At 71.4% G+C, this 22,804-nt stretch carries 28 protein-coding genes and 1 pseudogene; 12 read left to right on the forward strand and 17 right to left on the reverse strand.

Going from position 1 to position 22,804, the window contains the following annotated elements:
• Positions 1 to 160 precede the first annotated feature (160 nt).
• A complete protein-coding gene (locus NLX94_RS34750) occupies positions 161 to 751 on the forward strand; it encodes a DinB family protein (protein ID WP_254387273.1) in 591 nt (196 codons plus the stop codon).
• Between the two features lie 92 nt (positions 752 to 843).
• Positions 844 to 1,311: a flavodoxin family protein gene (locus tag NLX94_RS34755; protein WP_254387342.1), complete on the forward strand. Its 468-nt coding sequence runs from the start codon at positions 844 to 846 to the stop codon at positions 1,309 to 1,311.
• Here the strand turns inward: NLX94_RS34755 and NLX94_RS34760 are convergent.
• Together NLX94_RS34760 and NLX94_RS34765 are read right to left on the reverse strand one after the other, a co-directional pair.
• Positions 1,226 to 2,272, reverse strand: a complete 1,047-nt coding sequence (locus NLX94_RS34760; protein WP_254387274.1) for a helix-turn-helix domain-containing protein — start codon at positions 2,270 to 2,272, stop codon at positions 1,226 to 1,228. The genes NLX94_RS34755 and NLX94_RS34760 overlap by 86 nt on opposite strands.
• Positions 2,273 to 2,586: 314 nt before the next feature.
• Positions 2,587 to 2,730, reverse strand: coding sequence for a hypothetical protein (locus tag NLX94_RS34765; RefSeq protein ID WP_308402619.1), 144 nt, complete (start codon positions 2,728 to 2,730; stop codon positions 2,587 to 2,589).
• 51 nt (positions 2,731 to 2,781) lie between these two features.
• On the opposite strand from NLX94_RS34765, the gene NLX94_RS34770 reads away from it, so the two are divergent.
• Together NLX94_RS34770 and NLX94_RS34775 are read left to right on the forward strand one after the other, a co-directional pair.
• A complete protein-coding gene (locus tag NLX94_RS34770; protein WP_254387275.1) occupies positions 2,782 to 2,889 on the forward strand; it encodes a DUF397 domain-containing protein in 108 nt (35 codons plus the stop codon).
• A gap of 109 nt (positions 2,890 to 2,998) precedes the next feature.
• Positions 2,999 to 3,280, forward strand: a complete 282-nt coding sequence (locus NLX94_RS34775; protein ID WP_254387276.1) for a pyrimidine/purine nucleoside phosphorylase — start codon at positions 2,999 to 3,001, stop codon at positions 3,278 to 3,280.
• 20 nt (positions 3,281 to 3,300) lie between these two features.
• On the opposite strand, the gene NLX94_RS34780 is transcribed toward NLX94_RS34775, so the two are convergent.
• Complete coding sequence (locus NLX94_RS34780) at positions 3,301 to 4,458, reverse strand: MFS transporter (protein ID WP_254387277.1); 1,158 nt, start codon at positions 4,456 to 4,458, stop codon at positions 3,301 to 3,303.
• A gap of 115 nt (positions 4,459 to 4,573) precedes the next feature.
• On the opposite strand from NLX94_RS34780, the gene NLX94_RS34785 reads away from it, so the two are divergent.
• The 3 genes from NLX94_RS34785 (at position 4,574) to NLX94_RS34795 (ending at position 6,848) form a co-directional block, all read left to right on the forward strand.
• A complete protein-coding gene (locus tag NLX94_RS34785) occupies positions 4,574 to 5,110 on the forward strand; it encodes a CGNR zinc finger domain-containing protein (protein WP_254387278.1) in 537 nt (178 codons plus the stop codon).
• 91 nt (positions 5,111 to 5,201) lie between these two features.
• Complete coding sequence (locus tag NLX94_RS34790; protein WP_254387279.1) at positions 5,202 to 5,780, forward strand: O-methyltransferase; 579 nt, start codon at positions 5,202 to 5,204, stop codon at positions 5,778 to 5,780.
• Between the two features lie 111 nt (positions 5,781 to 5,891).
• A complete protein-coding gene (locus NLX94_RS34795) occupies positions 5,892 to 6,848 on the forward strand; it encodes a hypothetical protein (RefSeq protein WP_254387280.1) in 957 nt (318 codons plus the stop codon).
• A gap of 81 nt (positions 6,849 to 6,929) precedes the next feature.
• Here the strand turns inward: NLX94_RS34795 and NLX94_RS34800 are convergent, their stop codons facing one another.
• The 7 genes from NLX94_RS34800 to NLX94_RS34825 form a co-directional block, all read right to left on the reverse strand.
• On the reverse strand, positions 6,930 to 8,312 hold the full coding sequence (locus NLX94_RS34800; RefSeq protein WP_254387281.1) for a dicarboxylate/amino acid:cation symporter: 1,383 nt from the start codon (positions 8,310 to 8,312) through the stop codon (positions 6,930 to 6,932).
• 131 nt (positions 8,313 to 8,443) lie between these two features.
• A complete protein-coding gene (locus NLX94_RS39670) occupies positions 8,444 to 8,551 on the reverse strand; it encodes a putative leader peptide (protein WP_323182336.1) in 108 nt (35 codons plus the stop codon).
• Positions 8,552 to 8,732: 181 nt separating this feature from the next.
• Positions 8,733 to 9,047: a DUF4229 domain-containing protein gene (locus tag NLX94_RS34805; protein ID WP_254387282.1), complete on the reverse strand. Its 315-nt coding sequence runs from the start codon at positions 9,045 to 9,047 to the stop codon at positions 8,733 to 8,735.
• A 116-nt stretch (positions 9,048 to 9,163) separates the two neighbouring features.
• The gene (locus NLX94_RS39170; RefSeq protein ID WP_302171238.1) at positions 9,164 to 11,350 is read right to left on the reverse strand and encodes a VCBS repeat-containing protein; all 2,187 of its coding nucleotides are present in this window, start codon (positions 11,348 to 11,350) and stop codon (positions 9,164 to 9,166) included.
• A gap of 132 nt (positions 11,351 to 11,482) precedes the next feature.
• Positions 11,483 to 12,007, reverse strand: a complete 525-nt coding sequence (locus NLX94_RS34815; protein WP_254387283.1) for a GNAT family N-acetyltransferase — start codon at positions 12,005 to 12,007, stop codon at positions 11,483 to 11,485.
• A gap of 98 nt (positions 12,008 to 12,105) precedes the next feature.
• Positions 12,106 to 13,269 (reverse strand): aminofutalosine synthase MqnE, encoded by a 1,164-nt coding sequence (gene mqnE / locus NLX94_RS34820; protein ID WP_254387284.1) that lies wholly within the window; start codon positions 13,267 to 13,269, stop codon positions 12,106 to 12,108.
• A gap of 78 nt (positions 13,270 to 13,347) precedes the next feature.
• Entirely contained in the window at positions 13,348 to 13,803 is a 456-nt protein-coding gene (locus tag NLX94_RS34825; RefSeq protein WP_254387285.1) for an Lrp/AsnC family transcriptional regulator, read from the reverse strand.
• Between the two features lie 130 nt (positions 13,804 to 13,933).
• Here NLX94_RS34825 and NLX94_RS39175 point away from each other — a divergent pair, with 130 nt between their 5' ends.
• Complete coding sequence (locus NLX94_RS39175; protein ID WP_275431884.1) at positions 13,934 to 14,068, forward strand: hypothetical protein; 135 nt, start codon at positions 13,934 to 13,936, stop codon at positions 14,066 to 14,068.
• Here the strand turns inward: NLX94_RS39175 and NLX94_RS34830 are convergent.
• Positions 14,065 to 14,751, reverse strand: coding sequence for a UbiX family flavin prenyltransferase (locus tag NLX94_RS34830; protein ID WP_254387286.1), 687 nt, complete (start codon positions 14,749 to 14,751; stop codon positions 14,065 to 14,067). The two genes, NLX94_RS39175 and NLX94_RS34830, sit on opposite strands and share 4 nt — an antisense overlap.
• A gap of 85 nt (positions 14,752 to 14,836) precedes the next feature.
• On the opposite strand from NLX94_RS34830, the gene NLX94_RS34835 reads away from it, so the two are divergent.
• Positions 14,837 to 15,451, forward strand: coding sequence for a rhomboid family intramembrane serine protease (locus tag NLX94_RS34835; protein WP_254387287.1), 615 nt, complete (start codon positions 14,837 to 14,839; stop codon positions 15,449 to 15,451).
• Here the strand turns inward: NLX94_RS34835 and NLX94_RS34840 are convergent.
• The 4 genes from NLX94_RS34840 to NLX94_RS34855 form a co-directional block, all read right to left on the reverse strand.
• Positions 15,448 to 16,008 (reverse strand): Uma2 family endonuclease, encoded by a 561-nt coding sequence (locus NLX94_RS34840; RefSeq protein ID WP_302171272.1) that lies wholly within the window; start codon positions 16,006 to 16,008, stop codon positions 15,448 to 15,450. The two genes, NLX94_RS34835 and NLX94_RS34840, sit on opposite strands and share 4 nt — an antisense overlap.
• A gap of 70 nt (positions 16,009 to 16,078) precedes the next feature.
• Positions 16,079 to 17,002 (reverse strand): menaquinone biosynthesis prenyltransferase MqnP, encoded by a 924-nt coding sequence (gene mqnP / locus NLX94_RS34845; RefSeq protein WP_254387289.1) that lies wholly within the window; start codon positions 17,000 to 17,002, stop codon positions 16,079 to 16,081.
• Positions 16,999 to 17,463, reverse strand: coding sequence for a hypothetical protein (locus NLX94_RS34850; protein ID WP_254387290.1), 465 nt, complete (start codon positions 17,461 to 17,463; stop codon positions 16,999 to 17,001). The genes mqnP and NLX94_RS34850 overlap by 4 nt, the downstream gene beginning before the upstream one ends.
• The gene (locus tag NLX94_RS34855; RefSeq protein WP_254387291.1) at positions 17,460 to 18,917 is read right to left on the reverse strand and encodes a menaquinone biosynthesis decarboxylase; all 1,458 of its coding nucleotides are present in this window, start codon (positions 18,915 to 18,917) and stop codon (positions 17,460 to 17,462) included. The genes NLX94_RS34850 and NLX94_RS34855 overlap by 4 nt, the downstream gene beginning before the upstream one ends.
• 117 nt (positions 18,918 to 19,034) lie before the next feature.
• Between NLX94_RS34855 and NLX94_RS34860 the strand changes: the two genes are divergently transcribed.
• Complete coding sequence (locus tag NLX94_RS34860; RefSeq protein ID WP_254387292.1) at positions 19,035 to 19,385, forward strand: PLD nuclease N-terminal domain-containing protein; 351 nt, start codon at positions 19,035 to 19,037, stop codon at positions 19,383 to 19,385.
• A 24-nt stretch (positions 19,386 to 19,409) separates the two neighbouring features.
• On the opposite strand, the gene NLX94_RS34865 is transcribed toward NLX94_RS34860, so the two are convergent.
• On the reverse strand, positions 19,410 to 20,333 hold the full coding sequence (locus NLX94_RS34865) for a LysR family transcriptional regulator (protein WP_254387293.1): 924 nt from the start codon (positions 20,331 to 20,333) through the stop codon (positions 19,410 to 19,412).
• Between the two features lie 120 nt (positions 20,334 to 20,453).
• Between NLX94_RS34865 and NLX94_RS34870 the strand changes: the two genes are divergently transcribed.
• Positions 20,454 to 21,950, forward strand: coding sequence for an MFS transporter (locus tag NLX94_RS34870; RefSeq protein ID WP_254387294.1), 1,497 nt, complete (start codon positions 20,454 to 20,456; stop codon positions 21,948 to 21,950).
• A gap of 9 nt (positions 21,951 to 21,959) precedes the next feature.
• Here the strand turns inward: NLX94_RS34870 and NLX94_RS39675 are convergent.
• Positions 21,960 to 22,139: pseudogene (locus tag NLX94_RS39675) on the reverse strand (cupin); the annotation flags it as partial.
• Between the two features lie 145 nt (positions 22,140 to 22,284).
• On the opposite strand from NLX94_RS39675, the gene NLX94_RS34875 reads away from it, so the two are divergent.
• Positions 22,285 to 22,761, forward strand: coding sequence for a MarR family transcriptional regulator (locus NLX94_RS34875; protein WP_254387295.1), 477 nt, complete (start codon positions 22,285 to 22,287; stop codon positions 22,759 to 22,761).
• Positions 22,762 to 22,804 lie beyond the last annotated feature (43 nt).

The raw sequence follows: 22,804 nt of genomic DNA on the forward strand, positions 1-22,804 counted from the left end.
ACTTAGCGGTAACCACCCCTGAACACCCCTGTGCGGGGCCTTTCACCGTTGCTCCACGCCGCGCCGCCCACACCGCCACACCGGCCACATGGGCCACACGCGTTCCGCGGGCCGCGTAAACCCGGTGACGGAAGATCACCTGCCCGAAAGACTTTTCCCCATGACCACACCAGACCCCAAGGACGACCTCCGCTTCTACCTCCGGTCCGCCCGCGAGGCCCTGCTCTGGAAGCTCGACGGCCTCTCCGAGTACGACGTCCGCCGCCCGCTCACCCCGACCGGCACCAACCTCCTCGGCCTGGTGAAGCACGCGGCCACCACCGAACTGGGCTACCTCGGGGACACCTTCGGCCGCCCCTCCGGCGAACCACTGCCCTGGATCGCGGAGGACGCCGAACCCAACGCGGACATGTGGGCCACCCCCGACCAGACCCGGGCCGACATCGTGGGCCTCTACCACCGCGCGTGGGTGCACGCGGACGCGACGCTCGACGCCCTCCCCCTGGACACGATCGGCACGGTCCCGTGGTGGCCGGAGCACGACAACGAGGTGACCCTCCACCACGCCGTCGTCCGCATCATCTCCGACACCCACCGGCACGCTGGCCACGCCGACATCCTCCGCGAACTCCTCGACGGAGCGGTCGGGATGGAGAAGTCCAACACCAGCCTGCCGCCAGAGGACAAGGCCTGGTGGGAAGCCCACCACGCCCGCCTGGAACGGGCGGCCCGCGAGGCCGACGCGAACTAGCCCCTCTCGCCGACGGGCGGCCGTGTCACATCCGACGCCCCCGCGGTGTCCTGTGCTCAGGAAGCAAGAGAGTGGGAGAAGGGATCGTGAAGATGAGGACCGTCATCGTGTGCGCCTCCGTGTCGCACGGCAATACGCGTCGCGTCGCCGACAGCATGGCCCAGGTACTGGACGCGAAGGTCGTCTCCCCCGAGCAGGCCGACCCGTCCGAACTGGCCGGCGCCGACCTCGTGGGATTCGGCTCGGGCATCTTCTACGGCAGGCCCCACCCCCGCCTGACCGACTTCGTCAGGGCCCTTCCCGCCGGGCGCGGCCGGGCGTTCGTGTTCGCCACCAGCGGGGTCCCGAAGTTACCGCTGATGCCTTTCACCCGCCCTCTGGTCCGGCTCCTCGAAGGCAAGGGCTTCGAGGTGGACGAGAGCTTCTCCTGCCGGGCGTTCGACACCGGGATGCCCTTCGGCCTCGTCGGCGGCATCAACAAGCAGCGGCCCAACGCCGGGGACCTGGCAGCCGCGCGGGCGTTCGCCGGCCGCCTGCGGGACGGGCGGCCGGCGCAGTAGCCGCAGACCCCGCGGGCGGGCACGCGGCGCAGCGGCCCGGTTCCGGGGCGCGGAAGGCGCGGTCGCAGCCGTCGCAGTTCTGGAGCGGGTCCGGGCGCCGCCGGTCCGCGGGGGCGGGCGGGGCCGGGGGCAGGGCCGGCGGGATCAGCGCGGTGAGCCGGTACGCGAGCACGGACGCGGCACTGCGCAGCGGAGCAGGCAGGTTCTGGGACAGCACCTGCCCGATGGCCGCGGGATCGACCCCCCGCTCCAGCCAGGCCGACACCCCTGGCGCGAGCCGCGCGACGTCCCGCTCGGAGAGCAGCAGCCGGGGATCGTTGCGCCGCAGCCCGGCGAGCAACCCGACGGCCTCGGGCGCGGGGGCCGGGCCGGACACCGGGACGGGAGCGGACGCCGCCGGGCGGCCCGGCTCCGACTCCCGTACGGGTTCTACGGGTTGTCGTACGGGCTCCAGCGCGGGCGCCGCTTCGGCGTCCTGGTCCGGATCCGGTACGGGCTCCAGCGCGGGTGCCACCTCGGCGTCCGGGGCCGACTCCGGTTCAGCCAGGGGCTCGCGTACGGCCTCCCCCATGACCTCCCCGCCATCCCCCGACGGGCACGGCGGCGGAGGCGACGGGGGGCGAGGCGGCGGCGGGCCGCCGGAGGGGCCGCCGGGCTTGTTGTACGAGTAGGTCCGCGTCATCACACGCCCGCCGTCGAGCCGTTCGCGCCGCCGCTCCAGGTAGCCGTGCCGCTCCAGCTCCCGCAGGGCGGACCCGATGCGGACCTCCCCCTCGGGGAACTTCTCGGCGAGCGCCTTGATGCCGACGGGTGCGCCGTCGGGCAGCGACTGGATGTGGGCGGCGAGGCCGATCGCGACCAGCGACATCGAGCGGTGCTGGAGGAGGTGGTTGCCGACCACGGTGTAGTGACTGGTGTGCCACGTGTTGACGTGGATGACACCGGATCGGGGGGTCGCCACCCGAAGACGGGACGACGCGCACGAGGGCGCGCTAGGGTGCTCAAGAGCCATAAGGAAGGTTGTGCTTCCTGCTTGGTCAGGCCCTCGACCGGGATTGCCGTCCCGCCGGGGGCCGTCTCATGTCTGCTGTTGTTGTCGGGGCGAGCATATGCCCGCCAACCGGTCCGAAATCCAGCTGAGTTGACCAAGTTCACCCGACCGAGCGACTCAGCTTGAACGACGGCCGGTTGGGTTGGGTTGGTTGGTTTTTTCCCCGGGTTCTTTGGTCTTTTTACGTCGAGCCGCGCCGCGTCCCGGCCACCCGCGACCCGGGCTCAGAGATCGACCTCCGCCCACACCACCTTCCACGGAGCCGGCCCTTCCCGTACGCACCACCGGTCCGCGAGCGAGGCGACCAGGACGAGCCCCCGACCCGGGTCGCGGATCTCCGGGATCCGGTCACTCCGGGTGTCCGTCACCTCAATGAGCAGCAGCCCGGGAGTAACGGAGTCCCGCCCCGCGGCCCTCCCATGGCCGCCTCCACCACCATCCACGTCCGCGACTCGAAGGACATCCAGCAGCCCCACCTGACCTTCACGCCCCGCGCCTGGGCGGGATTCCTGGCGCACACCTCGTAGGCCGGACCGAGGCCGGGGCGGGGCCCATCTGCTGGACTCGCCCCCTGCCCGGGGGCCACCGCGAGGTAGCCTGCCGCGACATCGCTCGCGCGCTCCACCTGGGGAAACCATGTTCAAGGTCAACGAGTACTTCGACGGCACGGTCAAGTCGATCGCCTTCGACCAGGAGGAGGGCCCGGCGACGATCGGCGTCATGGCTCCCGGCGAATACGAGTTCGGCACCGCCGCTCCGGAGGTCATGCACGTGGTCAGCGGCGCCCTGACCGTCAAGCTCCCCGAGGCCGCCGACTGGCAGACCTTCGGCGCGGGCACCCGGTTCAGCGTCGCGGGCGACAGCAAGTTCCAGGTCAAGGCCGAGGTCGCGACGGCGTACCTCTGCGAGTACCGCTGACCTCGGTGGCCTTCTGATGGTCAGGCTGGAGCCAGTCGCCTCCTGAGCCAGGGCTGCGCGGCGGCCAGGGCAACGGCTGCCGCGGCATTGGTGAGCCACAGGCCCTTGGGGCCGGCGGTCGCCAGCAGGTAGGTCACGATCAGCGGTGCGACGGTGGTGGCCGCACCCCAACAGAGGCCGAACACGGCGAGATATCGGGCGCGGCCGCCGTCGGGCGCGAGGCCTGCCGCCTGCGTCAGGTAGCGGGTCAGCAGGAGCGCCTCGCCAACGCTCCAGAATGCTGCGGCGAGCAGGAAGACCGGCAAGGTGGTGGCGAAGGCGCAGATCATCAGGCCGGTGGCGAGCAGGAGACAGCCGATGTTCATCGCGCGGAAGTCGTCGAGCTGCACGCGCAGCAGCCGTTGCGCGACGATCATCACCACCGCGGAGACCGCCAGAATGATGCCGGTGCCGGACGCCGACAGCTTCTGCTCCATCAACGTGAGCGGTATGCCGACCACGAGCTGCATGTAGATCGTGGCGAACACCGTGCCGCTGGCGAGCAACAGCAGCAGTCTGCGATCGCGCCACACCGTGACTCCACCGGCCTGCGCCCGATTCCGCCGCACATCGACCGGAAGTGCAAAGGCCACGAGGACAGCGCAAGCCAGGCAGGTGATCGCATCCGCGACGAACAGCCACCGCAGATCCCAGTGGCTGACAGCCGCGGCCAGCAACCCGGCGAGTACGCCCGCAACCGCCATCGCCGACCCGAGCAGCCCGTACGCCGCTGGGCGGTCGGCGGGCGCAGTGGCGTCGGCAACGGTTGCCTGACTGGACGGTTCGTAGATCTCGAACGCCAGGCCGAGGACGATGGCAGCGGCCATGGCGGACCACAACGTCGTACTGGCGGCGATCCAGAGCTGAGCGCCGGCACAGCCGGCCAGCCCGAGGACGATCGTGCGGCGACGGCCGAGCCGGTCGGCCAGGACACCACCGAGCAGCCGCGAAGGGATGGTCGCGAGACCGAAGAGCGCGACCACAAGACCGGTTCGGCTCAGCGAGGCGCCGAACTCGACGGTCAGCACGATCGCGAGGAACGACAGCGAGAACGCGCCGATCCGGTTGACCGCCCGGGCGACCACGAGCACCCAGACCGTTCTGGACAGACCGCGCCACGGCTCGATCAGGGTCGCCACAGCACTCATTACCGACTCCATGACTAGCTAAATAGGTATGATCAGTCACGCAAGCCTGAGCGTACGGAGGAGAGCCGTGACTGGTCAACCATCTTTTGATAGTCACGCCCGGAGTGTGCTGGCGGCGTCGGTCGAGTACGTGAACCGGCTGACCCCCGGCTTCTCCGGCGGTTCGCCCTACGCCGGTCCTGCCGACGAGGCGCAGGCTGTGGGCGAGTCGCTGGTGGCAATCGGCTATCCGCGACCGCATGTCTTGCCCGAGGATGCGCGGCGCCTCACGGAGCTGGCCGGGCGGATGCGGATCGTGTTCGAGGCCGCGCAGGCCGACGACCTGGATCGGGCTGCCGACGAGATCAACGCCTTGCTGGTCGACACGAACGCGCGGCCGAAGCTCGACCGCCGGGAGAAGGGCTGGGGCCTGCATTTCCACGGCCCCGACGACACGCTCGTCAACGGCTGGGCCGCGGGCTGCGCCGCCGGCCTCGCGCTCGCAGTCGGCAGCGACCTGGCCGGTCGCCTCGGCGTCTGCGCCGCACCACAGTGCGACCGCGTGTTCGTCGACACCTCGAAGAACGGCCGGCGTCGCTTCTGCTCACCCCAGTGCCAAAGCCGGGTGAAGGCCGCCGCTCACCGCAGCCGCCAGGCGACCTGATCAGAACGGGTTTACTGCCACCGGACGATATGGACCCCGCCCGTACGGAATCCCCTTGCCCGGGAGCTGCGCTCCCTCCCATGATCTCCACATGGACGACACTCCGCACCAACTCCCCTCCACCCTGCCCGCGTTGCGCGCGAAGGCGGCCGACGCGGGCTTCGCGATGCCCTGCGAGGACCGCACCGGCAGCCTGCTGACGGCGCTCGCCGCCGCCAGGCCCTCGGGCCGGGTCCTGGAACTCGGCACCGGTGTGGGCGAGGGCACCGCCTGGCTGCTCAGCGGGATGGACCCCGCCTCCCGCGTGACCAGCGTCGAACTCGACCCCACCGTCCAGGCCATAGCCCGGGAGCAGCTGGGCGCGGACCCGCGGGTGACCTTCGTGTGCGGGGACGGCGGCACGTGGCTGGAGGAGTACGACGGACCGCCGTTCGACCTGGTCTTCGCGGACACCTGGCCGGGCAAGTTCACCCACCTCGACCGGGTCCTGGAACTCGTGGCTCCGGGCGGGACCTACCTGATCGACGACCTCCTCCCCCAGCCCGGCTGGCCCGAGGGCCACCAGCCCTCCGTCGAACGCCTCCTGGCCGAGCTGGAGGGCCGCAAGGACTTCCGGTGCGTCCGCCTGGCCTGGGCGAGCGGTCTGCTGATGGCGGTGCGCACGGGCTGAAACGCCGCAGCCCCGCCCGGGCGGATGAGTATCCGTACTCATGGCAGGTGCACGCCCGCGGCGCCACGATGGGGCACCTGAAGGCGATCTCCATCGGCGGGGGCGGCGGACATGGGCGTGACGGCGGGGGACCGGCAGGACATCGGGACGGGCCGGATCAACGGCCGTGAGGCACTACGGCCGTTGATCCGGTCCGGTGGTGTGGGCGCGCTGCTGGGAGGCCTGTCGACCCTGCTGGCCTTACTGCCCTGGGACTACTTGGGCGGCCTCTGCCAAGGCTGGGGGTGCCTGGCGCGCTTCATTCTCATGGTTCTGGTGGTCGTACCCGTCGTCGCGGCGCTGCTCGGGTGGGGGGTACTGCGGCTGGTGGGGGTCCGTCCCGCCTGGCGGGTGGCCGTGGTGGGCACACTGCTGGGCGTGCTCGCCGTGTACCTGTTCTCCCGGGCGGGCGGCGCGGGTGTGTGGGGTGTCCACGCCTCCCCGCTCCTGCTGGCCGTGACGTACGCTGCCGCGGCCGCCGTCACGCTTCCCGGCATCGGCTCGCCGCGGCGCTGGTGGGCGCTCGCCGCAGTCCTCGTACTGCTGTGGCCAGTGACGGGCGCGATCGCCGATCGGCAGGTGTCCAACTACCGGGAGCAGCAACTTGAGGCGTCCCTGGTCCCGTTGCTCGCCCCCAAGCTGAACGGCTACCGGCTGTACTTCGCCGATGCCAACACATTCAGCGGAACGTTCGGCTACCTGATCCTCCCGTCGTCGGTACCCACCAGCGCCCTCGACCGGGAAGCCCGTGGCATCCGGGTGACCGTGGGACGGCAACTGCCGGGCTTCGCGCCTCCGGACGCGTGTGTGGTCAAGAGCGGCAGCGCGGAGGAGAGCACGGGCCCCTGCGAGCAAGTGGCCACCGACACCTGGCGCGCGGCCACCTACAACTCCGTCCGGTACATCGCGCGGCGCGAGGGCGTCATCGTGGTCCTCACCGGAGGCGGACCCACCGTGTCCGACGGCGACCTGCGGGCGATGGCCCAGTCCCTCGCGGTGCGCAGGACCGGCTTCTTCCTCACCGGGTGAGGCCCGGGGCCCCCACCGGAACGCCGCAGCCCCCGCCCGGACGGGGGCGGGGGCTGCGGTGAGCGGGGCGGCGGGCGGGCCTCAGGCGGTGACGAGGACCTTCGCCGGGTCGGCGTCCGCGGAGCCGGACTGGGCCGGGACCTCGGTCGCCGCCGGCTCGTCCAGGAGGGAGGAGGAGGCGGTCGCGTAGGCCACCTTGTCCAGGATGCCCTCGCGGGCGGCGACGATGACCGGGACCAGCGCCTGGCCGGCCACGTTGGTGGCGGTGCGCATCATGTCGAGGATCGGGTCGATCGCCATCAGCAGGCCCACGCCCTCCAGCGGGAGGCCCAGCGTGGAGAGGGTCAGGGTCAGCATGACCGTGGCGCCCGTCAGGCCGGCCGTGGCGGCGGAGCCGACGACCGAGACGAAGGCGATGAGCAGGTAGTCGGTGATGCCGAGCTGCACGTCGAAGATCTGCGCGATGAAGATCGCGGCGAGCGCCGGGTAGATCGCGGCGCAGCCGTCCATCTTGGTGGTCGCGCCGAACGGGACGGCGAAGGAGGCGTACTCCTTCGGGACGCCGAGGCGCTCGGTGACCTTCTGGGTGACCGGCATGGTGCCGACCGAGGAGCGGGAGACGAAGGCCAGCTGGATGGCGGGCCAGGCGCCCTTGAAGAACTGGAGCGGGTTGACCTTGGCGACGGTCCACAGGAGCAGCGGGTAGACGCCGAACATCACGAGCGCGGAGCCGACGTACACGTCCACGGTGAAGGTGGCGTACTTGCCGAGCAGGTCCCACCCGTAGGTGGCGATCGCGGTGCCGATGAGGCCGACGGTGCCGATCGGGGCGAGGCGGATGACCCACCACAGGGCCTTCTGGAGCAGCTCCAGCACGGACTCGGCGAGGTTCAGCACCGGCTGGGCCTTGCTGCCGAGCTGGAGGGCGGCGATGCCGGCGACGGCGGCGAGGAAGACGATCTGCAGGACGTTCAGCTCGGTGAACGGCGTGATGATGTCGGTCGGCACGATGCCGGTCAGGAAGTCCAGCCAGGAACCCTCGCGCTTCGGCAGCTTGCCGTCCTGCGGGGTGAGGCCGGTGCCGGCGCCCGGGTTGGTGAGCAGGCCGATGGCGAGGCCGATGGCCACCGCGATCAGCGACGTGATCATGAACCAGAGCAGCGTGCGCGAGGCGAGCCGCGCGGCGTTGTTCACCTTCCGGAGGTTGGTGATCGACACCAGGATGGCGAAGAAGACGAGCGGGGCGACGGCCAGCTTCAGCAGCTGGACGAAGATGTCGCCTATCTGCTCCAGGGTCGTGCCGAGCCAGCTGATCTCCTGGCTGCGGGAGACCCAGCCGAGCAGCACGCCGAGCACGAGGCCGGTGACGATCTGGGCCCAGAAGGGGAACGAGAAGGACTTCTTCGCCGGGGCGGGGGCCGCTGCGGGGGCCTCGGCGGCAGGGGTCTGCGGTGACGCGGACACGGACACTCTCCGGGTGGGTCTGCGGTTTCTGCGGTGGGGTGGTGGTGCGGTGCGTGCGGTGCGGCAGCACCCGGAAAAGCGAAGAGCCGGGCGGGCGGGACCGCTGCTGTGCCAGGGGCTGGTCGCGGGACTCAGCGACAGCAGCAACAGGCCGCGGACGCGCGGCGGCAGAGGTCGACGTGCAGGCGCGCCACGAGCGGAACGCTCGGGGTCATCTGGTGCGCGGCTGTCGTCAACATGTTGAAGACGCTAACACTTCACCTTTGGGAACCCCAAAGCATTACTTTGGGTCGGCCGGTCCGCCGGGGCCCGGAAACCCCTCCGAACCCCCCGGAAAACGCCGAAAGCCCCGGCATCACGGGTACGGGACCCGGAGCCGAGGCATATCGGTGTGTGATGAAGCTAACTGCCCGGCGGACCTTACCGGCCTGCGCGCGCGGCCTCGTCGACCGCGTCGTCCTCCTGGCTGCGGTTCGCGGCGAGCTTGTCCTTCGCGCCCGCGACGCGTCCGGCGATGACCGCGGACATCTCGTCGCGCTGCTTGCGCAGCAGCACGAAGGAGAGCGGGGCGGAGAGCACCAGGGCGAGCAGCACGACCCAGGCGGGGTTGGCGTCACCGAGCCCGGAGGGCACCCAGCCCAGCCGCACCAGACCGGCGACGAGGACGAGGCACCCGACGAAGATGCCCAGGCGCATCGCGGTGTAACGGATCGTCGCGTTCGGCTTGCGGGACACGGTGACCCCTACTCTCTTCGTCGTCCTACGGCTGTGCGTGCCCGACCAGTGAAGCACGGCCGGGCCCCGGTCCGGGGCGCCGGGGTCACCCGGCCCGGCGCCCCGGATCCGCGCCTTCAGGAGATGCGGACGTTCGTCCAGTTCACGGACTTGCCGACCTGCGTCCGGTTCTCGAAGCCGCCCTTGCCGTTGCCCCGGTTCAGCCAGGCGCGGCCGTCCTTGTCGAGCGAGACCAGGTCGGCCTTGCCGTCCCCGGACAGGTCGAGCCCGCCCACCACGTCCTTGTAGGTGGTGCCCCAGTCCTTGAAGACCTGGGTCCGGGCCTTGAAGGTGCCGTTGCCGTTCCCGCCGAACCGCCACAGCTCGTTCGAGGCGTCGAGGGCCAGCAGGTCGTTCTTGCCGTCGCCGTCGAGGTCCCCGGCGGAGATCAGCTTCTTGTACGCGCCGAAGCCGGACCCGGCGAGCGCGCGGGCCTTGAAGCCGACCTCGCCGGTGCTCGCGTACACGTACAGCTTCCCGGTCGATGCGGACCGGGTCACCAGGTCGGCCCGGCCGTCGCCGGTCACGTCGCCGGGCGCGAGGACCTGGTCGTACCCGCTCCAGTCCGCGGAGACCCTGACGTAGGACGACTGCAGCTCGGGCAGCCCTCCGCAGGCCGGCAGGTAGACGCGGGCCTCGCCCTTCGGGAGGCGGACGAACACGTCGTTGCAGCCGTCACCGTCGAGGTCGCCGAACGGCAGCACCTGCGTGTCCACCGACGGCCAGGTCATCGCGCGCTTCCCCGCGGTCAGCTGCGTCGCGTCGCCCGCGTACACCTTGATCCCGGTGCCGTCCCGGCCGAACAGGTCGGCCTTGCCGTCGTCCGTGTGGTCGCGCCACTTGGGCAGGGCGCGGCTGGTGGTGGTGGCCCGGTAGACGCCGGTGAGGACGACGCTGTTCGTCTCGGACAGCTTGTACTCGTCCCACAGGACGACCGGCCGGCCGAGCGCGTCGGCGGCGATCCGGGGCGCCCCGGCCGAGCTGCCGCCCGTCGAGCTCAGCCGCTTCGGGGCGGACCAGGTGCCGCGCTTGAAGACGGAGGCCATCACGTACTCCGCGCCCGAATATCCCTCCCGCCAGGTCAGCGTGACGGTGCCGGCCGACGTGGCGGCCGCGACGACCGAGCCCACCTTCTTGTGCGTGGAGAAGGGCTGCGTGTACGGCATCCAGTCCCCGATGGCCGCCGAGCGCACCGCGTACGAGAGCTTCCCCTGGGTGGAGGGGTCGATGGCGACGAAGAGGTCGCCGCCCGGCAGGTAGACGGGGTCCCCCGCCATCTCGTACGTGTTTCCGCTGGGCAGCGCGGCATGCGGGGTGCTCCACTCCCCGACCGCCGGGGACCAGCGCGTGTTCATGAGGGGCCCGACGCCGCCGTAGAACACGTCGAAGCCGCCCTGCGGATGGGCGACCGCCTTCGGGAGCGCGTTGGCCACGCTCGGGACCGGAAAGTCCTTGACCGCGGTCCATCCGGCCGCGCCCGGGGCCTTCTGCAGGGCGACGACGGCCTTGCTCGCCTTCCACTGCCACACCAGCAGGGCGGTGCCGTTCCCGGCGACCGCCAGGTCCATGGATGCGATGTCCCGGCTGCCGGACGGCGGCTGCTCGTTGAGGGCGGCCGGAGCGCTCCACGCGGCCTTCGGACCGGCCTTCTCGACGGCCTTCACGACCCCGAAGACCGACCACACGGCGACCAGCCGGCCGTCGGGGGCCGCCGCCAGGTGGTGGTAGCCCTTCTCGGGGACCGCCGCGACGAACTCGGGCTCGGAGAAGGCGGTCGCGCCGGGCGCGAGGGTGGCCACCTTCAGCCAGTAGTTGTCGTGGTCGTCGGCCCGCTTGGCCCGCCAGACCAGGCGCACCGAGCCGTCGCCGAGCGAGACCAGCTCGGTGTTGTACCCGCCGGCGTCGGGCCAGGCCTTCGCGGCGAGCCAGCCGGTGCTGCCGGCGGGCCGGATCCGGGTGGAGCGGGAGAGCCCGTCACCGGTGAGGGAGACGAGGGCGCCGTTCCCCGCCGACACCAGGGCGTTCAGGCCGCCCGAGGCGGAGCCGGGGTTGGGGCTCGGGGCGTGCTGGGAGCTGGTCCCCCACGGGCCCGGTACGCGCGCCCCGGCGGCGGCCGGGTCGGCTGCGACCGGGGCGACCGGGGCGGCGTCGGCCGCCGGCGGCACGGTGGCGGCCGACGCCGGAGCCGCGGCCGCGAAGGCGAGGACGGGAGCGAGCGCGAGGCCCACCGCCGCACGGGAACGGGAACGCGAACGCGAAGTCATGAGAAGCCCCCCCGGGCATGGCGGATCCGGTGGCCCGGATGCGCCGGACTGTTCGAACAGATCCCGCGCAGGGTAGCCCACCCAAGATCGTCCCGCGTAGGGCATTCCCGCAGCTCCCCGCGGAACCCCGGCTCAGCCCAGCGGCAGCAGCATCGTGATGTCGTCGCGGTCGTCACCCGGAGCCACCCGGATCGCGTCGGGGACGCGGCCGACCTCCTTGTAGCCGCAGGCCGCGTAGAAGTGCTCCAGGCCCAGCCCGCCCCGGCAGCCGAGGCGGATCGCCTCGATGCCCTCGATCGAGCGGGCGGCGTCGGCGACGGCCTCCATCAGCGCGCGGCCGGCGCCGCGGCCCTGGAGGGCGGGGTCGACCATGACCGTGTAGGCCCAGACCCAGTGCCGCTGCAGCCGGTGCCCGTTGAGGGCCAGGACCGCGGTGGCGCGCACCCGTCCGGCGGCGTCGCGGCCGACGAGCAGGCGGCTGCGGCCCTCGGCGGCCGCGGCGAGGTGCTTGGCCACCTCCGGGCGGACGTCCTCGATGACGACGGGCGCGACGAAGCCCACCGCGCCGCCCGCGTTGGACACGTCGGTCCAGAGCACGGCGAACTCTTCGGCCAGGGCGGGGCCGACGACCGGATCGAAGGTGAAAGTAAGGGTCATGCGGCTAATTTATCTATTACCTCGTGCGACGCGCAAAGGGCCCCGGCCCCCAACAGGAGGGGACCGGGGCCCAGGGCGTCACAGAGGCGGGGTGGGCCTCAGACCCGCATCGCCTGCGGGGTCTCGCGCAGCTCCGCGTCCGGGCCGGGGTACTCGCGGATGATCTCGTAGCGCGTGTTGCGCTCGACCGGGCGGAAGCCCGCCTCGCGGATCAGTTCCAGCAGGTCCTCGCGGCCCAGCTTGTTCGGGGTCCCGTAGTTGTCCGCGTCGTGCGTGATCTTGTACTCGACGACCGAGCCGTCCATGTCGTCGGCGCCGTGCTGGAGGGCGAGCTGCGCCGTCTGCACGCCGTGCATCACCCAGAAGACCTTCACGTGCGGGACGTTGTCGAAGAGCAGGCGGGAGACCGCGAAGGTCTTCAGCGCCTCGGCGCCCGTCGCCATCGTCGTGCGCGCCTGGAGCTTGTTGCGCACCTTGCCGTCCTTCATGTCCACGAAGTCGTGCTGGTAGCGCAGCGGGATGAAGACCTGGAAACCGCCGGTCTCGTCCTGCAGCTCGCGCAGCCGGAGCACGTGGTCCACGCGGTGGCGCGGCTCCTCGATGTGCCCGTAGAGCATCGTCGCCGGGGTCTTGAGGCCCTTGGAGTGCGCGAGGCGGTGGATGCGCGACCAGTCTTCCCAGTGGGTGTTGTGGTCCACGATGTGCTGGCGGACCTCCCAGTCGAAGATCTCCGCGCCGCCGCCGGTGAGGGATTCCAGACCGGCGTCGATCAGCTCGTCCAGGATGTCGGAGGCCGACATGCCGGAGATCGTCTCGAAGTGGTGGATCTCGGTCGCCGTGAACGCCTTCAGCGAGACGTTCGGCAGCGCCTCCTTCAGCGCGGAGAGCGAGCGCGGGTAGTACCGCCACGGCAGGCTGGGGTGCAGGCCGTTGACGATGTGCAGCTCGGTGAGGTTCTCGCCCTCCATGGTCTTGGCCAGGCGGACGGCTTCCTCGATGCGCATCGTGTACGCGTCCTTCTCGCCCGGCTTGCGCTGGAACGAGCAGTACGCGCACGAGGCCGTGCACACGTTGGTCATGTTGAGGTGGCGGTTGACGTTGAAGTGGACGACGTCGCCGTTCTTGCGCGTGCGCACCTCGTGGGCGAGCCCGCCGAGCCAGGCCAGGTCGTCCGACTCGTAGAGGGCGATGCCGTCCTCACGGGTCAGCCGCTCGCCGGAGCGAACCTTGTCCTCCAGCTCACGCTTGAGCCCAGCGTCCATGCCGGTCCTCTCCTCTGTCCTCAAATCCACGCGGTACGTGTGCCCCGCGACCGCGCCCCAACCGTACTCTCAGCGCGCTCAGGCCTCGTCCGGCAGGCCCCCGACCCGGTTCTCCCACTTGGTGGAGAGCACGATCGTCGTACGGGTGCGCGAGACGCCCTTGGTGCTGGAGAGCTTGCGGATGATCCGCTCCAGCCCGTCCACGTCGCCCGCCCGGACCTTGAGCATGTACGAGTCGTCGCCGGCGATGAACCAGCAGTCCTCGATCTCCGAGAGGTCGCGCAGCCGGCGCGCGACGTCCTCGTGGTCCGCGGCGTCCGAGAGCGAGATGCCGATCAGCGCCGTGACGCCGAGGCCGAGCGAGGCCGCGTCCACGGTCGCGCGGTAGCCGGTGATGACTCCGGCCGTCTCCAGCCGGTTGATCCGGTCGGTGACGCTGGGGCCCGAGAGGCCCACGAGCCGGCCCAGCTCGGCGTACGAGGCGCGCCCGTTCTCACGAAGTGCCTGGATGAGCTGCTTGTCCACCGCGTCCATATACCTGGAGCCTTCCATTATTCGGCGATCCCTCGAGTTTACGTATAGAATCAAAGGCGCACAGGGTCGACACCCTGTGAATCTTTCAACAGATCAACGACGATCTGACAATTTTCAGGAGTGGTTCACCGTGTACACGATCGAGATGGCCTACGCGCACATGCGACAGCTCCAGGAGCTGGCCAACCGATCCCGCACCGACCAGCCCGCCGCCGCACACCGCGTCGACAAGACCCGCAAGCCGGGGCGCGCCAAGAAGCGCTAAGCGCCACCGCTTGCCTCCCGGGGGCGGGAGCCTCCGAGCTCCCCTTCCCACCGGCGGTACAGCCCGTGCGGCACCCCTGCCGCGTCGAGCACCCGCCCCGCGACGAAGTCCACCAGATCCTGGATGTGCGTCGCACCCGCGTAGAACGCCGGAGAGGCGGGCAGCACCACTGCGCCCGCCTCGTCCAGGCTCACCAGATGCTTCAGCGTCTGCCCGCTCAGCGGGGTCTCCCGTACCGCCACCACCAGTCGGCGCCGCTCCTTGAGCGTCACGCTCGCGACCCGCTGGAGCAGGTCCTTCGACAGCCCGAGCGCCACCCCGGCCACGCAGGCCGTGGACGCGGGCACGATCAGCATCCCCTTGACGGGGTACGAGCCGCTGCTCGGCCCGGCCGCCAGGTCCCCCGCCGCCCAGTGGCGTACGCCGTCCAGAGCCGGGCGCGCGAAGGTCCCGGGCTTGCCGTCGGCCCCCCGCTCCAGCCACTGCGCCAGGTCGTCCCGCCAGTGCGCGTCGCGGAAGGCGATCCCCGTCTCGTCCAGCAGCGTCAGGCGCGAGGCCCGGCTCACCACCAGGTCCACTGCCTCGCCCGCCGCCAGCAGCCCGCGGATCACCGCGGCCGCGTACGGCGTCCCGGACGCCCCGGAAACCCCTACCACCCACGGGGTGCGCTTGCCCTCAGTCATACCTCCGAGACTATCCGGCCACCGCCGGGGGGCACTGGCTAAGGTGTCCGCACGTTCAAGGGGTGGACACGGCGGAGGGATCGTCATGAGCAGTACGCACCCGGGTGGTGGGGGCACCGTCGCCCGGAGCCGGACCGGCCGGGCCATGACCGCCGCGAAGCTGATGCTGGGCTGGGTCGCTCTGCTGTGGCTGATCGAGGCCGTCGACTACGCCACCGGCCACGCGCTCGACGCCTACGGGATCACCGCGCGGGAGGCCGACGGCCTGAGCGCGATACCCCTGGCGCCCTTCCTCCACTTCGGCTTCGACCACGTCGCCTCCAACAGCGTCCCGCTGCTGGTCCTCGGCTTCGTCACCGCCCTGAGCGGCATCGGCCGCTTCCTGGCCGTCTGCGCGGCCATCGTCCTGGCCGACGGCTTCGCCGTCTGGCTGATCTCCCCGCCCCACAGCATCACGGCGGGCGCCTCGGGCCTGATCTTCGGCCTCTTCGGCTACCTGCTGGTCCGCGGCTTCGTGGAGCGCAGCCCCGTGGGCGTCGCGGTCGCGGTCGTCATCGCCGCCGTCTGGGGCACGACCTTCCTGGCCGGAGCCCTCCCGACGGACTCGATGGTCAGCTGGCAGGCCCACCTCTTCGGCCTCCTGGCCGGCGCAGCGGTCGCCCTCATCGCCCGGCCCCGACCGGAGGTGGCGGGGCTCTAGCCTGCGGCGCCGGGGTCCACGGGGAGCTCGGCGGTGTCGACGGCCACCTTCCCGATGCCGGTCTCCACGGTGACCGTCTCCCCGTACGGGATCACGTCCCGGCCCCGGTAGCCCTCGGGCCCCGGATTCCACAGAGTGGTGCACTCAGCCCTGTACGGGTCGAAGATCAGGTAGTGCGGGATGCCGCGCCGGGCGTAGGCCCGGTCCTTGACCTCGTAGTCGTTGCGCACGCTGCTCGGGGAGACGACCTCGATGACGAGCTCGATCAGGTCGGGCGAGTACGCCGCGAGGTTCCTGTCCACCTCTGTGGCGGGAATGACCGCGAGGTCGGGACAGAACTCGTTGTCACCATCGAACGGGACTGCCACATCGCTGAGGAACCCCCAGTCGTCCGACAACTGCCCCTTGAGTACCGTCCACAGGTCCTGGACCGTGGAATTGTCGGTCGGCCTCAGCGGAGTCGCGACGATGGCTCCCTCGACCAGCTCCGTCCGGTGGCCGGGGAACATCCCCTCGAACCGGCTGAGCTGTGAGTGCGTGCGGTTGTTCTCCGGCATGGTCACGGGCGCAGGCTAGCCACGGGGCAGGCCGCGAACCGCCGGTTCCGGCAGCGCACACACGATCGAGCTACAGCGACAGCCCCCGCAGCACCAGGTCCGCCAGTGCGCACACGAACAGGGCCATGCCGATGAAGCCGTTCACCGTGAAGAAGGCGCGGTTCAGGCGGGACAGGTCGTGGGGCGTGACGATGGTGTGCTCGTAGACGAAGGCGGCCACCACGATCAGGAGGCCGAGCCAGAAGGGCCAGCCGGCGTCGGTCGCCACCGCGTACCAGGCCAGCAGGGCCGTGGTCACGACGTGCGCGCCGCGGGCGCCCCACAGGGCGGCCGGGATGCCGTAGCGGGCCGGGACGGACTTGACGCCCTCCGCGCGGTCCGCGGCCACGTCCTGGCAGGCGAAGATCAGGTCGAAGCCGCCGATCCACACGCCCACCGCGAGGCCGAGGATCACCGCGTCCCAGGACCATTCACCGGTGATCGCGATCCAGGCGCCGACCGGGCCCATCGCCTGGGCGAGGCCGAGGATGGCGTGCGGGAAGTTCGTGAACCGCTTCCCGTACGGGTAGACCACCATCGGTACGACGGCGACCGGAGCCAGCATCAGGCAGAGCGGGTTCAGCAGCGCCGCCGCGCCGAGGAAGACGGCCAGGGCGATCCCGGCGCCGGTCCAGGCGGAGCGGACCGAGACGGCGCCCGTCACCAGCTCGCGTCCGGCGGTGCGCGGGTTCCGCGCGTCGATCTCCCGGTCGATGATCCGGTTGGCGGCCATCGCGAAGGTCCGCAGCCCCACCATGCAGATGGTGACCAGCAGCAGCTTGCCCCAGTGCATCCGCTCGTCGAGCGTGTACATGGCGGTGAGCGCGGCGATGTAGGCGAAGGGCAGCGCGAAGACCGAGTGCTCGATCATCACGAGCCGCAGGAAGGCCTTGACCTTGCCGCTCGCCTGCGGCGCGGGACCGGGTCCGACGACCTCGTCGGCGGTGGTCATCATGCGAGGGTTCTCCGGAACTCTTCGATGTCGGCCAGCAGCTCCGCCGTGGGCAGGGCGCCCAGCTCCAGGGTCCACGGGCCTGCGTCGTGACCCTCCGGCGGGGTGACGTGGGCGGTCAGCTGCCAGGTGGTGGGAGACGGGCGCGCCTCCAGGCGCAGGAAGTTCCCGGCCTCCGCGCTGAACGGCTCGCCCGCGACCAGCGCGCGCTGGAGCTGCTCCGCGAAGTCGTCCGCCTCGATGTCCCGCGCGCCGGGCAGCTCGAAGCCGTCGCCCTCGCCGTCCTCGTCGAGCATCAGCGCCCAGACGTTGCCGGGGCCCGCGAACTCCTCGGGCGTCACGCCCGCCTGCTCGGCGGCCTCGCGGACGCCCGGGTCGGCCGGGTCGAGGCTCGGGCGCACCAGGGCCACGTAGACCTCGTCGGTGCCGATGAAGAGGGCAGGGCCCCCGACGGCAGGGCTCACAGTCCGTACTCCTTCCAGCGCCGGTCCACCAGCGCCGCCGTCGCGGGGTCGGACTCGACCATGTCGGGCCAGCCGCCGTCCCGCGTGTAGCCCTCCGTGGGCAGCTTCTTCGTGGCGTCGATACCGGCCTTGCCTCCCCAGAACTGCTGGTAGGAGGCGTGGTCCAGGTGGTCCACCGGGCCCTCCACGACGGTGAGGTCGCGGGCGTAGTCCGTGTTGCCAAGCGCCCGCCAGGAGACCTCGTGGAGGTCGTGGACGTCGCAGTCCTTGTCCACCACGATGATCAGCTTGGTCAGCGACATCATGTGGGCGCCCCAGATGGCGTGCATGACCTTCTGCGCGTGCTTCGGGTACTTCTTGTCGATCGAGACGATCGCGCAGTTGTGGAAGCCGCCCGACTCGGGGAGGTGGTAGTCCACGATGTCCGGGACGATGATCTTGAGGAGCGGCAGGAAGAAACGCTCCGTCGCGCGGCCCAGCGGGCCGTCCTCCGTCGGCGGCCGGCCGACGACGATCGACTGGATCAGCGGACGCTTCCGCATCGTCACGCAGTCGATCTTCAGCGCGGGGAACGGCTCCTGCGGGGTGTAGAAGCCGGTGTGGTCGCCGAAGGGGCCCTCCGGGAGCGTCTCCCCCGGCTCCAGCCAGCCCTCGATGACCACCTCGGCGTGGGCCGGGACCTGGAGCGGGACCGTCTTGCAGTCCACCATCTCGATCCGCTTGCCCGCCACGAACCCGGCGAAGAGGTACTCGTCGATGTCCCCCGGCAGCGGCGCGGTCGACGCGTACGTCACGGCCGGCGGGCAGCCGAAGGCGATCGCGACCGGCAGCCGCTCACCGCGGGCCGCGGCGACCGCGTAGTGGTTGCGGCTGTCCTTGTGGATCTGCCAGTGCATGCCGATGGTGCGCTTGTCGTGGCGCTGGAGGCGGTACAGGCCGAGGTTGCGGACGCCCGTCTCGGGGTGCTTGGTGTGCGTGAGGCCCAGGTTGAAGAAGGAGCCGCCGTCCTTGGGCCAGGTGAAGAGGGCCGGGAGCTGGTCCAGGTCCACGTCGTCGCCGGTGAGGACGACCTCCTGGACGGGCGCGGACTCGCCCTTCACCTTCTTCGGCGGCACGTGCACCATCGAGCCGAGCTTGCCGAAGGCCTCGCGGACGCCGATGAAGCCCTGGGGCAGCTCCGGCTTGAGCAGGCCGCCGATCTTCTCGCTGATCTCGGCGTACGACTTCAGCCCGAGGGCCTTCAGCAGCCGCCGGTCGGTCCCGAAGACGTTCATGGCCAGCGGCATCGCCGAGCCCTTGACGTTCTCGAAGAGCAGCGCGGGTCCGCCCGCCTTGTTCACTCTGTCGACGATCTCCCCGACCTCTAGGTACGGGTCCACTTCGGCCTTGATGCGCTTGAGGTCGCCCTCCCGCTCCAGAGCCCGGAGCAGCGAGCGGAGATCGTCGTAAGCCATGCGGGCAATTGTGGCATCCCCGCCCAGAGCCCGGAGCGCGGCGGGGCCTCTACCCTGGAAGAGTCCACGGCGGACCTGCCCGGTCCGCGCCGTTCTTCTGGGGGTCGGTCCCACACCGTGCTGCGCTATCTGCCGTTCCTGCTGATCATCGCGCTGACCATCTACACCTTCATCGACTGCCTGAACACGCCGGAAGAAGAGGTCAAGCACCTTCCCAAGGTCGTCTGGGTCCTGATCATCCTGCTCTTCTCGATCGTCGGTCCGATCGTGTGGCTCTTCGCGGGCAAGAAGAAGGTGCCCGGCGGCGCCGGCGGCCGGCCGCGCCCGGGCCGCCGCACGTGGGTGGCCCCGGACGACAATCCGGAGTTCCTGAAGTCCCTGCGCGAGGAGCGGGACGAGAAGGAGAAGAAGACGGAGAAGAAGCCGGAGCCGGAGACGGACAAGGACGGCGACAAGGGCAAGGAGTAGGAGTAGGGCCGGGCAAGGCCGGTCCTACGGGGCTGCGGCCCCGGCCCGCGCCGCCGCCCCCTGCGCCGCCTTCTGCGCCGCGTGCGCGAAGGCCCGTACGGCGCCGGTGTCCTCGCCCGCGCGCCAGACCAGGCCGTACCCGACCGGTTCGGCGTCGGCCACGGGCACGTGGGTGATCCCGGGGCGGGCGTGATAGGTCGCCGCGTGCGCCGAGGTCAGCAGCGCGCCCTGGCCGGCGGCGACCAGCATGAGCGCCTCCTGCAGGTTCGTCACCTCCGGGCCGCGCCGGATCGGCCGGCCGGCCGGGGTGCGCGCCGGGGCGTGGTGTTCGCGCAGGTACGCGGGCAGGTCCCCGGCGATCGTCAGCAGCGCGACCTCCGCCAGCTCCTCCAGCGTCACCGAGGTCCGCGCGGCCAGCGGGTGCCCGGCGGCCACGGCCAGCGCCCGGGCCTCGCTCAGCAGCGTCGGCCCCTCCCCCAGGTCGGGCTCGCGCACCGGGAACTCCGCGAAGGCCACGTCGAAGTCCCCGCCGCGCAGTTGTCCGTACGGGTCGGAGAGCGGCACCTCGCACACCTCGACGATCAGCCCGGGGTGCGTGCCGCGCAGGTCCTGGGCGGCACGCAGGACGAGTTCGCCGGCGGGCGGGGTGGTGAAGCCGACGTGCAGCACCCCGGCGGCGGCGCGGGCCGTCGCGGCGGCCCGGTCCAGGGCGGCGGCGATGCCGCGGTGGTGGGGTTCGAGGTCGGCGCGGAGCTGGGCTCCGAGCGAGGTGAGGGCGGCGCTGCGGCTGGTGCGCAGGAAGAGCCGGGCGCCGACGCGCCGTTCGAGGCGCTGCACGAGCTGGCTGACGCGGGCGCGGGAGAGCAGCATGCGCTCGGCGGTGCGGCCGAAGTGCAGTTCCTCGGCCAGGATCAGGAAGCAGTCGAGCTCGTCGCGATCGGTAAGCATGGCTGAACGAACGTTCAGATCTTCGGCGTTGTTCCCGGCCGGGCGGCGGACGAAGGTAGTTGAGCCGGCAACTTCTGCTCCTCCCCTACCTTCCGCTCCTCCGTCCTGCGAGGTCCCACCATGGATTCAACGGCATCATCGAGCCCCACCGCAACGATCCGCGGCCGCCGCCTCGGCGTCCTGCTCGTCCTGGCCGGCGCCATCTTCCTCGAAGGCATCGACGTCGCGATGCTGAACGTGGCCCTGCCGTCCATCCGCGCCGACCTCGGCCTCGAAACCGGCACCCTCCAGTGGGTGATGAGCGCCTACGTGCTCGGCTACGGCGGCTTCATGCTGCTCGGCGGCCGTGCGGCCGACCTCTTCGGACGCCGCGCGATGTTCATCGGCTGGCTGTCGGTCTTCCTGCTCTTCTCCGGGCTCGGCGGCCTGGCCACCGAAGGCTGGCAGCTGATCGCCGCCCGCTTCGTGACGGGTGTCGCCGCCGCCTTCATGACCCCGGCGGGCCTGTCCATCATCACCACGGGCTTCGACGAGGGCCCCCAGCGCGACAAGGCGCTGCTGGTGTACTCGGGCACGGCCGCCGCCGGCTTCTCCGTCGGGCTGGTCGCGGGCGGGCTGCTCGCCTCCGTGGGCTGGCGCTGGGTGTTCTTCGCTCCCGTGGCGCTGGCCGCGCTGATCCTGGCGGGCGCACTGGCCTTCGTACCGAAGGAGCCCGAGGAGCAGCGGGCCGCCTCCGCCCGGCAGCGGGGCCGGATCGACGTGTGGGGCGGGCTGCTGGTGACCGCGGGCGTCGTCCTGCTGGTCCTCGGCGTCGAGGAGGTCTCGGCGCCGGCCGCGCTGGCCGGGCTGGCGCTGCTCGGTGCCTTCGTCCTCGTCGAGCGGCGCACGGCCGAGCCCCTGGTGCGGCTCGGCATCCTGCGCTCGCCCGGCCTGGTGCGGGCCAACGCGGCGGCGCTGCTCTTCTCGGCCGCGTTCTTCGGCTTCCAGTTCCTGGTGGTGCTCTACCTCCAGGAGGTGCGCGGCTGGTCGACGCTCCAGACCAGCCTGGCCATGCTGGTGATCGGCATCGACGCGGTCCTGTCCCCGACCGTGGTGCCCAAGCTGGTGGCCCGGTACGGGAACGCCCGGCTGATCTTCGGCGGCCTGCTGCTGGCGGCCCTGGCCTACGGCCTGTTCCTGCCGCTCGGCGCCGACTGGTCCTACCTGCTGATGCTGCCGAGCCTGGTCCTGCTCGGCCTGGCCTTCGCCCTGGTCTACGGGCCGCTGACCATAGTCGCCACCGAGGGGGTCGCGGAGGAGGAGCAGGGCCTCGCAGGCGGTCTCCTCTACACGGCGTTCCAGTTCGGCGCGGCGCTCGGGCTGGCCGGGGTCACGGGGGTGGCGGCCGGCGCCGCCGATCCCCTGGACGGGTACCGGGCGGCGCTGCTCGTCCCCTTCGCGGCGGCGCTGGTGGCCGCGGCCGTCACCCTGCCGGGGCTCCGGCGGGGCTCACACCGCCCAGGGCAGGGGCCGGGTGCCCTCGGTGCCGGGGACGGAGACGAGGCCGTCGGCGCGCATGGCGACGTACACCTCGGTGTCCGCCAGGGCGTGGACGCGGCGCAGCACGTCGGGGGGTAGCACCACGGACTCACCTGAGGCGACCTTCTCGGTCCGGCCGCCGCAGGTGACGTCGAGGGCCCCGGCGGTGACCGTCCAGACCTGCTCGCGGCTGACGGAGTGCTCGGGGCCGGTGATCCCGGCGGGGATGGCGGCGTGCCAGGTGCTCAGCTCGGCGCTTCCCCGGCTGGGGGAGGCATGGCCGGTCATGGTCGCGTTCGGGGTGGCGATGACGTGGTCGGGGGACGGGGTGATGACGCGCAAGACGGGTCCTTCGCTTTCTCCGACAGAGTGAGTCAAGCTGCTTTACTCATATGAGTAAAGCAGCTTGACTCACGTGTGTCACCATGTTTCCGTGACCGACCAAGACGACTCCGCACCGGACATCGAGCTGGCCTTCCTCCTCGGCCTCGGCTTCCAGCTGCTGACCGGCGAGTTCACCCGCCGCCTCGAAGAGGCCGGGCACGCCGACCACCTGCGCCCCGTCCACGGCATGGCCTTCCAGGCCCTGAAGGGACCCGGCGCCACCGCCACCGAGCTCGCCGAGCGGCTCGGGGTTACCAAGCAGGCCGCGGGACAGCTCGTGGACGACCTGGAGCGGCGCGGGTACGTGCGCCGCACCCCGCACCCCGGGGGCGGCCGCAAGAAGCTCGTCGTCCTCACGGAGGCCGCGACCGCCCACCTGGAGGCCGCCGGCCGGGTCCTGCACGAGCTGGAGGCCGAACTCGGCCGCGGCAGCGTGGACCTCGGCGCCCTGCGCACCGAACTGGGCCGCCTGCTCCGCACCCTCAACGGCGACGGCCCCCTCCCGCCGCTGCGCCCCTCCTGGTGACGGGGCGGAGCCGGCCCGGAAACGCCGGAGGGGCCGGGCAGCC

The organism is Streptomyces sp. TBY4 (genome assembly GCF_024213195.1).
GTDB lineage: Bacteria > Actinomycetota > Actinomycetes > Streptomycetales > Streptomycetaceae > Streptomyces.

What these genes read in the sequence shown, in the direction of transcription:
- NLX94_RS34750 (WP_254387273.1), top strand. Translation starts at nt 161, where the DNA reads ATGACCACACCAGACCCCAAGGACGACCTCCGCTTCTACCTCCGGTCC.
- NLX94_RS34755 (WP_254387342.1), top strand. Translation starts at nt 844, where the DNA reads ATGAGGACCGTCATCGTGTGCGCCTCCGTGTCGCACGGCAATACGCGT.
- NLX94_RS34770 (WP_254387275.1), top strand. Translation starts at nt 2,782, where the DNA reads ATGGCCGCCTCCACCACCATCCACGTCCGCGACTCGAAGGACATCCAG.
- NLX94_RS34775 (WP_254387276.1), top strand. Translation starts at nt 2,999, where the DNA reads ATGTTCAAGGTCAACGAGTACTTCGACGGCACGGTCAAGTCGATCGCC.
- NLX94_RS34790 (WP_254387279.1), top strand. Translation starts at nt 5,202, where the DNA reads ATGGACGACACTCCGCACCAACTCCCCTCCACCCTGCCCGCGTTGCGC.
- NLX94_RS34795 (WP_254387280.1), top strand. Translation starts at nt 5,892, where the DNA reads ATGGGCGTGACGGCGGGGGACCGGCAGGACATCGGGACGGGCCGGATC.
- NLX94_RS39670 (WP_323182336.1), bottom strand. Translation starts at nt 8,551, where the DNA reads ATGTTGACGACAGCCGCGCACCAGATGACCCCGAGCGTTCCGCTCGTG.
- NLX94_RS39170 (WP_302171238.1), bottom strand. Translation starts at nt 11,350, where the DNA reads ATGACTTCGCGTTCGCGTTCCCGTTCCCGTGCGGCGGTGGGCCTCGCG.
- NLX94_RS34815 (WP_254387283.1), bottom strand. Translation starts at nt 12,007, where the DNA reads ATGACCCTTACTTTCACCTTCGATCCGGTCGTCGGCCCCGCCCTGGCC.
- mqnE (WP_254387284.1), bottom strand. Translation starts at nt 13,269, where the DNA reads ATGGACGCTGGGCTCAAGCGTGAGCTGGAGGACAAGGTTCGCTCCGGC.
- NLX94_RS34825 (WP_254387285.1), bottom strand. Translation starts at nt 13,803, where the DNA reads ATGGACGCGGTGGACAAGCAGCTCATCCAGGCACTTCGTGAGAACGGG.
- NLX94_RS34830 (WP_254387286.1), bottom strand. Translation starts at nt 14,751, where the DNA reads ATGACTGAGGGCAAGCGCACCCCGTGGGTGGTAGGGGTTTCCGGGGCG.
- NLX94_RS34835 (WP_254387287.1), top strand. Translation starts at nt 14,837, where the DNA reads ATGAGCAGTACGCACCCGGGTGGTGGGGGCACCGTCGCCCGGAGCCGG.
- NLX94_RS34840 (WP_302171272.1), bottom strand. Translation starts at nt 16,008, where the DNA reads ATGCCGGAGAACAACCGCACGCACTCACAGCTCAGCCGGTTCGAGGGG.
- mqnP (WP_254387289.1), bottom strand. Translation starts at nt 17,002, where the DNA reads ATGATGACCACCGCCGACGAGGTCGTCGGACCCGGTCCCGCGCCGCAG.
- NLX94_RS34855 (WP_254387291.1), bottom strand. Translation starts at nt 18,917, where the DNA reads ATGGCTTACGACGATCTCCGCTCGCTGCTCCGGGCTCTGGAGCGGGAG.
- NLX94_RS34865 (WP_254387293.1), bottom strand. Translation starts at nt 20,333, where the DNA reads ATGCTTACCGATCGCGACGAGCTCGACTGCTTCCTGATCCTGGCCGAG.
- NLX94_RS34870 (WP_254387294.1), top strand. Translation starts at nt 20,454, where the DNA reads ATGGATTCAACGGCATCATCGAGCCCCACCGCAACGATCCGCGGCCGC.